This window comes from Streptomyces sp. 2114.4 (assembly GCF_900187385.1).
GTDB lineage: Bacteria > Actinomycetota > Actinomycetes > Streptomycetales > Streptomycetaceae > Streptomyces > Streptomyces mooreae.
Map to the genome: position 1 here is coordinate 5,501,604 of NZ_FYEY01000001.1, position 12,373 is coordinate 5,513,976.

Annotated in this window: 7 protein-coding genes; all 7 read left to right on the forward strand. The window is 75.6% G+C overall.

Annotated features, from left to right (window positions below; translation table 11 throughout):
- Nucleotides 1-65: 65 nt before the first annotated feature.
- The 7 genes from CFW40_RS24390 to fxsT all read left to right on the forward strand — a co-directional run bounded on the left by CFW40_RS24390 (nt 66) and on the right by fxsT (nt 12,317).
- On the forward strand, nt 66-494 hold the full coding sequence (locus CFW40_RS24390) for a CU044_2847 family protein (protein WP_088799959.1): 429 nt from the start codon (nt 66-68) through the stop codon (nt 492-494).
- Complete coding sequence (locus tag CFW40_RS24395) at nt 494-2,701, forward strand: trypsin-like peptidase domain-containing protein (protein ID WP_088799961.1); 2,208 nt, start codon at nt 494-496, stop codon at nt 2,699-2,701. Before CFW40_RS24390 ends, CFW40_RS24395 begins: the two co-directional genes overlap by 1 nt.
- A gap of 352 nt (nt 2,702-3,053) precedes the next feature.
- Nucleotides 3,054-4,109, forward strand: coding sequence for a MoxR family ATPase (locus CFW40_RS24400; RefSeq protein ID WP_088799963.1), 1,056 nt, complete (start codon nt 3,054-3,056; stop codon nt 4,107-4,109).
- Nucleotides 4,110-4,114: 5 nt separating this feature from the next.
- Nucleotides 4,115-7,519, forward strand: coding sequence for an SAV_2336 N-terminal domain-related protein (locus CFW40_RS24405; protein ID WP_256331307.1), 3,405 nt, complete (start codon nt 4,115-4,117; stop codon nt 7,517-7,519).
- 105 nt (nt 7,520-7,624) lie between these two features.
- Nucleotides 7,625-7,843: a YxD-tail cyclophane-containing RiPP peptide gene (locus CFW40_RS24410; protein WP_088799966.1), complete on the forward strand. Its 219-nt coding sequence runs from the start codon at nt 7,625-7,627 to the stop codon at nt 7,841-7,843.
- 160 nt (nt 7,844-8,003) lie between these two features.
- Nucleotides 8,004-9,173, forward strand: coding sequence for an FxsB family cyclophane-forming radical SAM/SPASM peptide maturase (locus CFW40_RS24415; RefSeq protein WP_088799968.1), 1,170 nt, complete (start codon nt 8,004-8,006; stop codon nt 9,171-9,173).
- 132 nt (nt 9,174-9,305) lie between these two features.
- Nucleotides 9,306-12,317, forward strand: coding sequence for an FxSxx-COOH system tetratricopeptide repeat protein (gene fxsT, locus CFW40_RS24420; protein ID WP_088799970.1), 3,012 nt, complete (start codon nt 9,306-9,308; stop codon nt 12,315-12,317).
- The last annotated feature ends 56 nt before the right edge of the window (nt 12,318-12,373 follow it).

The following is a 12,373-nucleotide window of genomic DNA, read 5'->3' on the forward strand; positions in this document are numbered from 1 at the left end:
GATCACCTTGTCAACGGTCCCGCGGTGATCGGGGAATTGCCGCCCACGGGGAGCAGGAGGCCGTGATGCACGAGCGCGCGCAGCGCATCGAACTGCCCGACGGTACGGCGGTCTGGGCCCGGGTCTCCCGGCTCGACGCCCCGGGGCTCGACGGGCCGGACGACATGGACGGGACCGACGGCGAATTCGAGGACGTCGGCGCCTGGGACGCGCTCGGCGCCCGTGTCGAGGGACTGCGCGAGGTGGTCGGCGGGGTCGCCGCCAGCGTCCGCCAGGCCACCGAACGGGTCGCGCCGCACGAGACCAGTGTGACCTTCGGCGTGGAGCTGTCGGCCAAGCCGGGCAAGGCCGTCGCCCTGCTCGCGGACGGCGAGGCGAAGGCCAACCTCTCGGTCACGCTCACCTGGCGCCGCGCGGACGAGGCGCCGTCGGCGGCACAGCCGCACGGGGGGCCCGCGGCCGGCCGCCGGGAGCCGGACGATGCGAGCCGCTGATGACGACTTCCGAGGGCCAGGCCGCCGGCCGCGGTGACCGTGCCCACTACGCACAGCTCCTCGACCACGCCGGGCGCGCCACCGTCGCCCTGCGCCCCGCCCCGGGCGCGCCCGCGGGGCGGCCGTGGGGCAGCGGGGTGCTGATCGCCCCGGGCTGGGTGCTGACCTGCGCCCATGTGCTCGCGGCGGGCGACGGGCGGCGCCGTGGCACGGGCCCGGACGGCGTCTTCGGGGTCGCGTTCGGCGGCCGGGTGGTGCCCGCGCGGGCGGCCTACGACCTGAGCCGGCCCGACCCGGCGGCCGGGCCCGCCGCCGCCCGCGCCGATCTCGCGCTGGTCCGGCTGCTCGACCCGGAGACCGAGCACCCCTGCGCCTGGCTCAGCGATCAGCCGGCGACGCTCCTGGAGGACGCCTATATCTTCCGCGGCCACGACGGATGCGGCACACGGGGGAGGGCGGCGGAAGACGGCACGCGGGAGCCGGACGACGACCGCGCCCCCCGCGCCCCCCTGGCGCCGCGGGCCGGGCGCCGTGCGCCCGCCGATCCCGCGGCCCCGCACGCCCCCGGTGCCCCCACCACACCCACCACCCCCGTCGACCCCTTCATCGCCGTCCGCTTCGGCGCCCGGGACGCCCGGGGGCTGCAGTTCGGCAGCGATGTACGGGTCACCCCCGGCGCCTCCGGCGGGCCGCTGATCGACTGTGACCGCGGCGAGGTGGTCGGCATCGTCAAGGGCCGCCACCAGCAGGACCACGTCGGGCTCGCGGTGCCGGTCACCGCGCTGCGCGGGCTAGGGCCCGAACACCTGGTCCCGGGCGCCGAGGGCCTGGGACCCGACCCGTACCACGCGCTGATGAGCCTGCACGACCGCTGGCACTGGGCCGGCCAGGAGCTCGGCCGCGCCGCCGGGCCGACCTGGTTCGACGCCCAGCACGCGATCATGTCGGGCCGGGGCCGCCTGTGGGGCGTACAGGAGCGGCTGCAGGCGCTGGACCTGCTCGCCCGGCTGCCCGCACCGCGCGATCCGCTGCTCGTGGAGGCCGCGGTCGGCGAGGTGCTGGACCGCGGGGACCGGCCCGGGGCCTGGGCGCTGCGTACCTGGCGGGACGGTCACGGCGCGCTCTACCAGGGCAGCGACCCGTACACGGAGCTGCGCGCCTTTGTGCACTACCTGCGGATCGTGGCGCAGCTGACCGCCGACGAGGTGCGGGACGTGCCGGGCGAACAGGCCGCCGCGGTACGCGGACAGGCGCTCCGCCTCGCGGAGTTCGTCCAGGCCAAGGCGGTGGTACTGCAGCCCCAGGACCGCCGCAGGATAGGGCCGGTACGCCGCCGCCCGCGCTCCGTACTCGTCGAGTTCGAGCCGCTGTTCTACGACGAGGGCGGACCGGAGCTCTTCAACTGGTCGGTCAGCGAGGGCTACGGCCAGGGGCAGTGGCTGCGGGTGGACGTCCAGGAGTCGGCCGGCGGGGTGCCGTTCGAGCAGGCGCGGGAGCAGGTGCTGCGGCGGCTCGGCGGGCGGCTGCTGCGGGCGGACGGCGACGCCGGGCCGGGCGCCCGGGTACGCCTGGAGGTCGCCGTCCCCGAAGGCCACTGGCACACCGCCGCCGGCCAGTGGGAGGTCGCCGCCTCGACCCGGCGCACCGCCCGGCTGCGGCCGGTGGGCTCGGGACGCGCGGTGATCCTGCGGGACCAGGGGCGGCGCGAGCAGGTCGACCCGGCCTGGCTGCGCCGCTTTCAGGGCCTGGCCGCCGCCCCTGAACTGCAGGCGCTGCGCATCGCGCCGCACCCGGGCGGCGACGCGGCGCGCGGCTCCGACGAGGCGGTCTGGCGGCTGCTGGAGACGGCCGCCGAGGGAGCGCTGCCCGCCCTGTGCCATACGGTCGCCGACGGCTTCGGGCGGGACGCGGTCGGCGCCGTCCTGGACACCGGCTTCCCGGCCGGGCTGTGGCCGGCCGGCGGCCACGGCGAGGAGCGGGGCTGCGATGCCGGATGCGAGGAATTCCACCGCGGGGTACGGGAGTTGCTGCAGGGATCGGGCGGGCTGGCCCGGCTCCCCGAGCTGGTCAGGCAACTGCGCGCCAAGGCCGCCGGCGCCGCCGAGGAGGGCATGCACTGGGCCCGCGACCTGGTGCTCCTCTACGACGACCCGGAGGACCCGATCCCGCCGCTCTTCACGGACCGCCCCCAGCTGTCCCCGCAATGAACGGGGCACGGAGCCGCCCCCTCGCTCGTCCGGGCGCCGCGCACGCCCCCCTGCGCCTCGCACGCGCCCGGTGCCCACCTCTGCCGCGTCCGCCCCTCCCGCGGCAAGTGGCGCCCTGTGCACGGCACTTGGCCGCCCGCGATGCTCCTGCGGGAGACCGGAAACCGCCCCGCGCGCTTCCGTCCGGCTGAGTACTGTCATAGCGTCGTGGAAGACTTGTCCGTGAGGCGCACCTGCGTGATGGCAGGTGGCGGACGTGGGGGAGGCCGGGGTGGACGATGCCGACGTCTCCGGCGCTCCGCCATGACCATCGCTCCTGACCGAGGCCTGGCCGGCGACGAGGAGTTCCGACGTGAGCGACTGGCTCATCTACCGTGGCGCGGGGGCACCGCACGACGGAATTGAGCACCTTCCGCCGCCACCCCCATGGCGCGATTTCGACGGTGGCCCTCTGGTGGCGCCGCCCGCCGCCCTCGACCCCTCCTCCGAGCGCAGGCTCGGCGTGCAGCACCGTGAAGCCAGCCACCACCGCCCCGGCGAGACCGAGCGCGAGCTGGTCAACGCCGCCCTCTATCTGCGCCGTCCGCTGCTGGTGACCGGCGCGCCGGGCAGCGGCAAGAGCACCCTGGCGCATTCGGTCGCCTACGAACTCGGCCTCGGCCGGGTGCTCGGCTGGCCGGTCGTCAGCCGCAGCACCCTGCGCGACGGCCTGTACGACTACGACGCCATCGGCCGCCTCCAGGACCTCCAGATCGCCCGCGCGGCCCCGGCCGCCGCGGACGACGAGGTGGCGGCCGGCCCGGACCCCACCGACGAACCCGGCGGCGGGATCGGCCGCTACATCCGCCTCGGCCCGCTGGGCACGGCCCTGCTGCCCGCCGCCCGGCCCCGCGTCCTGCTCGTCGACGAGCTCGACAAGAGCGATATCGACCTGCCCAATGACCTCCTCAATGTGCTGGAGGAAGGGGAGTTCCGGATTCCGGAGCTGGAGCGGCTGGCCGGATCCGCTCCCGAGGTGGAGGTGCTGAGCGACGACGGCGCGCGGGTGACGGTGCGCGACGGCCGGGTGCGCTGCCACGCCTTCCCCTTCATCGTCCTCACCAGCAACGGCGAACGCGACTTCCCGGCGCCCCTGCTGCGCCGCTGTATCCACCTCCACATCCCGGTGCCCGACAAGGAGCGGCTGGCCGCCATGGTGCGGGCCCACTTCGGCGAGGGCGCGGCCGAGCGCTACGAAGCGGTGATCGACGGCTTCCTGGACCGCGAGCCCGGCGATGTCCGCGCCGTCGACCAGCTCTTCAACGCCATCCACCTCACGCAGAAGGCCGGCTGGACGGACGAGGACGAGGAGGAGACCCGGCGGCGTCTGACGGCGGAGCTGATGCGGCCTCTCGATCGGACGAGGTGAGTGCGGTGCCCCACGGGGAGCCCGGCCCGGGCCCCCTCGACGAACTCGTCGCCCGGCTGACCGCGGCGGGGGTGCCCGCGGACGCCCGCGGAATGGCCGACGCCCTCTGGCTCGCCCAGTGGATCACCCCGGACGCCACCCGGGCTGACGGCTCCGTGGAGGCCGGGCCCGCCCGCACCCAGGAGCCCGGTGGTCCGGATCCGGCCACTTTCCGGGTGGGACCGGCCGTCTCCCTGGATCCCGGGGACGCCCGAGGAACACCGCCGGACGGCAGCGAAAACGGCGACGGCCCCGCGGACGCGGATCCGTCCTCGTCCGTCCTCCGGGACGGCGCCCGGCGCCGGGTCGCGGAGCTGCTGCCCACCCGGGACGAACGGCTCCCCGACCCGGACCGGCAGCGCCTGGGCGAGGTCGCGGTCCCGATCGCCTCCGCGTTCCCCGGGCTGCTGCCGCTGCAGCGGGCGCTGCGGCCCATCCAGCGCTACCGCCCGCCGGTCGCCCCGGCCCGCCGCAAGCTGGACGAGCCCGCCACCGCGGAACTCTCCGCCCATGCCGAAATGATCATCCCGGTGCTGCGCGGGGTGCACCGCCGGGCGGCCGCGCTGCGGCTGCTGATGGACGGCTCGTCCTCGATGGCCGTCTGGGAGCAGATGCTGCACGACCTGCGCCAGGTCTGCGAACGGGTCGGCGCCTTCCGCGATGTGACGGTGCACTACCTCCATCCGCACGGCCAGGACGTCGGCGTCGCCGCGGCCCCGGGCCCCGGCCGCCCGCTGCGCCCCGCCGACCAGCTGCACGACCCGACGGGCCATCACCTCACCCTCGTGGTCAGCGACTGCGCGGGCCCGTTGTGGGAGGACGGCCGGATGCAGCGGCTGCTCTACCGCTGGGCGGCCGACGCCCCGCTCGCCGTGGTCCAGCCGCTGCCGCAGCGGATGTGGGCGCGCAGCCTCCTGCCCGCCGTGGCCGGCACCCTCGTCCGCCGCCAGGGCCCCTACCAAGCCCTCGGCTTCCGCCCCTCCCGCCGTCGCCGGCGCCCCGCCGCGGCACCGGGCGCCGCGCACGCAACGCCCCGCGAACGCGCCATCCCGGTCCTGTCCGCCACCCCCTCAGCGCTCGGCTCCTGGGCCCGGCTGGCCGCCGCCGACGCCGGTCTCTCGCTGCGCGGCGCGGCCTGTGTCGTACGGGCCGACCACGGCGCCGGCCAGCCGGCCCCGCCGCTGCCCGAGCCCGAGCGCGCCGCACCCGCCCGTATGGTCCGCGCGTTCGACCAGCAGGCCTCGCCCGCCGCCCGGCTGCTCGCCGTCCACCTCTCGGCCGTCCCGCTCGCGCTGCCCGTCATCCAGCTCGTCCAGCGCGCGATGCTGCCCCAGACCGGCCCGGCCGAGCTGGCGGAGGTGCTGCTCAGCGGCCTGGTCACCCAACTTCCCGCCGAGGAGGGGACGTCGGGGGAACAGGCCGGGGTGAGCGGTCCGTGGTACGACTTCGTGCCCGGTGTACGCGACGAACTCCTCGGCCGGCTCAGTGCGGGCGAGGCCGCCCTGGTCCTCAAGCACTGCTCGCTCTACATCGAGCGCACCTTCGGCCGCAGCGCGCGCAACTTCCCGGCCGTCGCCGTCGCCATGCTCTCCGGCAGCGGCCGGGAGCCCGAGACCGGCCAGCGCGCCGTCCCCGAACCCTTCGCCCGGGTCTCGGAGCGCGTGCTGCGCCGCTTCGAACCGGCCCTGCGCCCGCCCGCCCGGCGGCCGTACGCGCCCGACGGCCCCGCCGCGGAAGGCGCCGCCCTCCTGGAGCGCTACGAACAGGGCCGCGCCGTCCGGGACCTGATCGAGGCCGTCCGGCTGCTGCGCGCCGCCACCGAGCGGCTGCCCGTGGCCGGCACCGACCTCGCCCGCGCCCTGCTGCACGCCTGGGCGAAGTGGCGCCAGCCGGACGCCCTGGAGGAGGCGGAGCGCGCGGCACTCGCCGCGGAGCGGGCCACGGCCGAGGGGACCGCCGGCGACCAGGAGGCCGTCACCGCCGCCCGCGAGGCCGAGCGCACCCGGGCGCTGATCGTGCTCGGCCGGGTCGGCCACGCCCGCGCCCGGGAACGCCACAGCGCCGGCACCCCGGCCGAGGAACGCAGCGCGCTCGCCGACGCCGCCCGCCGACTGCACGCCGCCTGCGGGCTGATGAGCCTGCTCGACCCCCGCGTCCTGGAGTGCATGGTGCTGCGCACCGAGGTCCTGCGCCGCCTCGCCGCCCTGCCCGCCCCCGACGGCGCGCCGGGGACCGACGAGCTCCCGGGGGCCGACGACCTGGCCGCCGACGACCCCCTCGACGAGGCGGAACGCTGTCTGTCCACCCTGCTCGACCAGTGGCCCAGCGGCGAGCAGGTACCCGGCGAGGTCTACGCCGCCCGGGGCGGTGTCCTGCTCGACCAGGCCCGCCGGGCCGCCCGCCGCCGCGCGCAAGGGCCGCAGCCCGCCCAGGCGCTCGCGATGCGGGCCGCCGACGACCTCGACGCCGCCACCGTCCTGCTGCGCCGCCGCGGCAGCGCCGCCGACCGGCTGGTCTGCGAGACGCTGCTCGAGCTGGCGGCGGCCCGCCAACTGCACGACGGCGCGGGCCTGCCGTCCGTGCTGCCGCTCCTCGAACGCGCCCGGGAGCTGGCCCGCGCCCTCGACGACCCGGCGCTGGAAGCGGCCGCCCTGCGCCGTACGGCCGCCGTCCAGCGCGCCGTGCACACCCGCACCGGCGACCTGACCGCCCTCGACGCCGCCCTCGCCGCACTGGCCGCCGCGCTCCGCCTGGCCACCCCCGATTCGCCCGAGCACAGCGCGCTGCTGGCCGAACGCGGCGCGGCGCTGCTGCTGCGCGCCCGGCAGGAGCCGGCCGGCGGACCGGGCAAACGGCTGGCCAACGAGGCGGTGCACGTCCTGCGCGAGGCGCTGGGCCGGGCCGGGCCGCAGGACCCCGACCTCGGCCACCACCGTCTGCTGTTCGGCCGCGCCCTGCGGCTGCGCTACGAACGCCAGCCCTCCCTCGCCGACCTGCACGAGGCCGACTGGATCCTGGAGCTGGCCGCCCGCGGCGTGGACGTACCGGACGCGGTGTCGGCCGAGGCCTGGCTCGAAGTGGGCGACATCCAGCTGCTGCTGGACCGCCGCTTCGACTCCCGCGAGCGCCACGACCGGGCCGCCGCCTGCTTCCGCCGCGCCGCCGCGGCCGCCCGGCGGGCCGGCAGCCCCCTGCTGGCCGCCCGCGCCCACCACCGCCGCGGCGAGGTCCTGGAGGTCACCGCCGGTCCCCGTTCGGCGCTGCACGCCTACCGCGAGAGCTGGGAACAGTGGCAGCACGCCGCGGAGGAGACCGGCGCCGAGGCCCAGCGCACCCGCGCCCGGATGCGCGCCCTGGAATCCACCGCCTGAGCGCCCCGAGCGCCCGTCCGGCTGCCTGGCCGTCCGCACCGGAACGTGTTTCTGTGGACGGGAGTTCGGGAACACACCCGTCCAGCCGGCCCAGAGGAGAGCAGCGTGGCGACTACCCCCCGCACCGAACCGGCGGTGGCCGCCCGGCCGGGGCCCTCGGCCGAGCGGCTGCCGGATTTCGCCGGGGTTGACGTGGGCGTTCTGGCGGCGCGGACGGATCATGCGGTGCTGGGAGAGGTGGCGGCACTGCTGCTGCGCAACTGGCCCTCGGCGGACGAGGCCGTGGCGTACTACGAGGACGGCCCGGAAATAGCCTTGCATTGACAGGCAAGAACGACGGTTTTTGGGCAAACGTGCAAGGGAACCGGCCAGTTGCCGAGGGAATCCGGTTCCCCGACCGAGGGCCGAGCCAAGTACCAGTCAGCGGGCGGGAGCTGTCGATCCCGTACCTCGACGCAGGCGGACGAGTGCAGGGGGCGGTGCCGTGGCGGGGGAGAAGACCGGCCGGACGGCCGTCGTGCCCTTCCGGCAGTTCGTCCTGAAGGTCCACAGCCGCTGCAACCTCGCCTGCACCTACTGCTACATCTACACCGGCCCCGACCGCAGCTGGCGCACCCGTCCGCCGACCGTCCCGGCCGCCACCGTCCGGCAGACCGCCCTGCGCATCGCCGAACACGCCCGCACCCACCGGCTGCGCGAGGTCCGTATCGACCTGCACGGCGGCGAGCCGCTGCTCACCGGCCCCGGCCCGCTCCTGGAACAGGCCGCCGCGATCCGCGCCGCGCTGCCCGGCGGCTGCACCGCCGAATTCGGTCTGCAGACCAACGGCACGCTCCTCACCCGGGAGCGGATCGACACCCTCGCGGCCGCGGGATTCCGGCTCGGCCTCAGCCTGGACGGCGGCACGCCCGGCCTCAACCGCCGCCGGACCGACCACGCCGGGCGGCCCTCCTGGCCCGCGGCCTCCCGCGCCGTACGCCTGCTCCGTGACCGGCCCGACGCCTTCGCCGGCATCCTGTGCACCATCGACATCACCGCCGACCCCGCCGAGGTCCACGACTCACTGCGCGCCCTGGACCCCCCGATGGTCGACTTCCTCCTCCCGCACGCCAACTGGTCCAGCCCTCCCCCCGCCGGCGCCGGGAGGGGCCCCGGGGCCGCGGCCGGCCGCACCCCGTACGGCGACTGGCTGTGCACCGTCTTCGACCTGTGGTGGGACGGCGGCCCCGGACCCCGGGTGCGGGTGTTCACCGAAATCCTCGGCCTCCTCCTGGGCCGCCCCAGCTCCAGCGAGGCGGTCGGTCTCTCGCCCGTCGTCGCCCTGGTCGTCGACACCGACGGCGCCATCGAACAGGTGGACTCGCTCAAATCCGCCTACGAGGGCGCCGCCGCCACCGGCCTCGACGTCTTCCGCCACACCTTCGACGAGGCCCTGGCCCACCCGGGGATGGCCGCCCGCCGCAGCGGCCGGGACGGCCTCGGGGCACAGTGCCGCGGCTGCGCCCTGGTGGAGGTGTGCGGCGGCGGCAATTACGCGCACCGCTACCGCGCGGACACCGGCGGATTCACCCACCCGTCCGTCTACTGCGCCGACCTGGAACGCCTGATACGGCATATCGCGGCCCGGCTGGACGCCACCATCGCGCTCAACTGACCTGTCATCCACATGTCCTGACGCACTGTCGTCATATGGGGGGACACTTGGGCTATCGTGCCGAACAGCCAGGGCGTCCCGGACGAGACAGCCTCTGCAGCGCGCACCATCGCATCCCAGGGAGACGGTCGCATGGTCGAGCAGACCACCTTTTCCGGTCCCACCCGCTCAGGCGAGCACATCACCATCAGCTATGCGGGCTTCACCCGGCCCTGGGCAGCATGGATCTCCCATCAGCTGGAAGCGCAGGGCCACGGCACCACCCTGCTGCGCTGGGACCCCCGGGCGGACACCGGGCTGGTGGCGGAGCTGTCGGGGCTGCTGGAGGCCGAGGGCCGGCTGCTGATCGTGCTCGACGACTGGTACTTCCGGCTCGGCCCCAAGACGCAGGAGGAGTGGACGACGGCGCTGCGCGAGGTGGTCTCCCCGCACGCCGACCGGTTCGCCGCGGTGAGCGTGGCCACCCAGTCCCTGCCCGCCACCGCGTCCCTGCTGCGGCCCGCCGACCTGCGCGATCTGGACGCCCGCGAGGCCAACCGCCGGGTGCTGCAACGGCTCGGCATCGCCGGGCCGGGCCGGGCCGTGGACGAGGAGGCGCCCGGCGCGCCCCGCTTCCCGAACAACCCGCCCGAGGTGTGGAACATCCCGCGCCGCAACAACCGCTTCACCGGTCGCGACAACGTCCTCGAAGAGCTGCACGGCAAGCTGGCCGGCTCCGGGGCCGGCGCGGGCCCGCCGCTGGAGACCCGTATCGCGCTCTACGGCACCTCCGGCGTCGGCAAGAGCCAGATCGCCGCCGAATACGCCCACCGCTTCGGCAACGACTACGACGTGGTGTGGTGGATCAGCGCCACCAACCGCGGCGCCGCCCGCGAACAGCTCGCCGAACTCGCCACCCGGCTCGGCCTGCCCGTCGGCCGGGAGCTGGGCGACCGCATCCGCGCCGTCCACGAAGCGCTCCGCGTCGGCCGCCCCTACCGCCGCTGGCTGCTGGTCTTCGACAGCGCCGACGACATGGAGCAGATCGAGGACCTGGTCCCCGACGGCCGTGGCCATGTCCTGATCACCACCCTCACCCGCGACTGGTCGGGCTCCGGCAGCGCCCAGGAGATCGAGGTACTGCCCTTCCGGCGCGTCGAGAGCGTCGCCTACGCGCGGCGGCGGGCACCGCGGCTCACGCCGATGGAGGCCGATCTGCTCTCCGACGCCGTCCAGGACCTGCCGCTGCTGCTCGCCCAGACCGCCGCCTGGCTCGACGCCAACCCGATGTCCCCCAAGGAGTACATCGAACTGATCCGCCGCGGCGAGCCCAGCCTCGTCGGCATCCGGATCTCCTCCGACTACCCCATGGCCTTCCAGACCAGCTGGGCCATAACCCTCAACACCCTGCGCGAACGCAGCCCCGCCGCGGTCGAACTCCTCAAGCTGTTCGCGTTCTTCGCCCCGGACACCATCCCCGTCCCGATGCTCGCCCAGGCCCGCCGCGGCGACCTGCCCGAACACCTCGCCGACCTGGCCGCCGAGCCGATCAGCTGGAACACCGCCCTGCGCCGGCTGACCGAATCCACCGCCGTACGCCTCGACTACCAGGTCTCCGAAGACGCCGACCCGGCCGTGGAAACCGCGCTGATGCACCGGCTCTACCACCGGTTCCTGCGCAGTGACATGACCGAGGACGAGCGCGACCTGATGGCGGCGACGGCCTGCCGGGTGCTGGTCACCGCCGACCCGCAGAACCCCGCCGACACCCGCTGCTGGGAGCGCTACGCCGAACTCATCCCGCACCTGGAGCCGGCCGGCGTCCTCGACAGCCCCGAGCCCGCGGTCCAGCAGCTGCTGCTCAACTGCGTCGAATACCTCCGGGTCCGCGGCGAGTACCGCATGGGCCTGCGCCTGTGTGAACAGTTCATGTCCCGCTGGCGCACCCGGCTCGCGGCCACCCAGCGCACCATGCTCGTGCTCACCCACCAGCACGCCAACATGCTGCGCAGGCTCGGCCGCTACCGCGAGGCCGAGGCGGTCGGCAGCGCCGTCGTCGACCAGCTCGCCGCCGAGCGGGACGCGGCCGACGCCGACCTGCTGCGGGCGCAGGACGGCCTGGCCGGCACCCTGATCGCGCTGGGCTCGTACGCACAGGCCTATGACCTCTTCGACGCCGTCTGGCGGGCCTACACCGACCTGCTCGGCCCGGAGGCACCCCGCACCCTCTCCTCGCGGCACAACCTCGGCACGGTCCTGGCACTGCTCGGCCGCTACGAGGAAGCGCTGGTCACCCACCGCGAGGTGCTGGCCTTCCGGGAGCGCGAGCTGCGCGCCCGGCACCACCTCACGCTCAACGCGGGCACCGCCTACGCCCGTACGCTGCGCCTGCTCGGCCGCTACCGCGACGCCACCTCCGCCCAGGAGCTCAACGCCCGGCTGCATCTGCAGGTGATGGGCCCGCACACCCCGCAGACGCTGCGCGCCGAGCACAACCTCGCGCTGTGCCTGCGCCGCTCCGGCGACACCGCTCGCGCCGCCACGCTGCTGGCCGACCTCGTCGAGCGCTCCCGCCGGGTCCAGGGACCCCGCCACCCCGAGACGCTGATGGTGCGCGCGGACCACGCCACCTTCCTGCGGGAGCACGGCGACCTCGGGCACGCCCGCGATCTCGCCGAGGAGGTCGCCGAGCGCTACCGGGCGCTGGCCGGCGAGCGCCACCCGTACACCGTCGGCGCTCTGGGCAACGTCGGGCTGGTCCGCGCCGAGTTCGGCGACCCGGCACAGGCGCTGGACCTCGCGGACCGGGCGCTCGGCGGGATGACCGAGGCGATGGGCCCCGACCACCCCTGGACGCTGGGCTGTGCGCTGAACGCCGGTGCCGCCCGTAACCGGGTGGACGACGAGGAGGGCGCGGTGGAGCTGGGCCGCGCCACACTGGAGCGCGCCAAGGCGACGCTGGGCGACACCCACCCGCTGACCCTCTCCGCGAAGACCGCACTGGCCGAGGACCTGCGGGCACTGCGCCGTGGCCAGGAGGCGGCGAAGCTGGAGCAGGAGGCGATCGGGCAGCTCTCCGCGACGCTGGGCGCCGAGCACCCGCACACCCTGTCCGCCCGGCGCCGCCGCCGCCCGTACTGGGACTTCGAACCGCAGCCCGTTTAAGAACCTGCGTCAGCACCGCGGCATGCGGAAGGGCCCGCCCCCACCGGGGACGGGCC

Bases quoted from the DNA above. Each gene is read 5' to 3' on its own strand.
- CFW40_RS24390 (WP_088799959.1), top strand. From the start codon at position 66: ATGCACGAGCGCGCGCAGCGCATCGAACTGCCCGACGGTACGGCGGTC.
- fxsT (WP_088799970.1), top strand. From the start codon at position 9,306: ATGGTCGAGCAGACCACCTTTTCCGGTCCCACCCGCTCAGGCGAGCAC.
- CFW40_RS24395 (WP_088799961.1), top strand. From the start codon at position 494: ATGACGACTTCCGAGGGCCAGGCCGCCGGCCGCGGTGACCGTGCCCAC.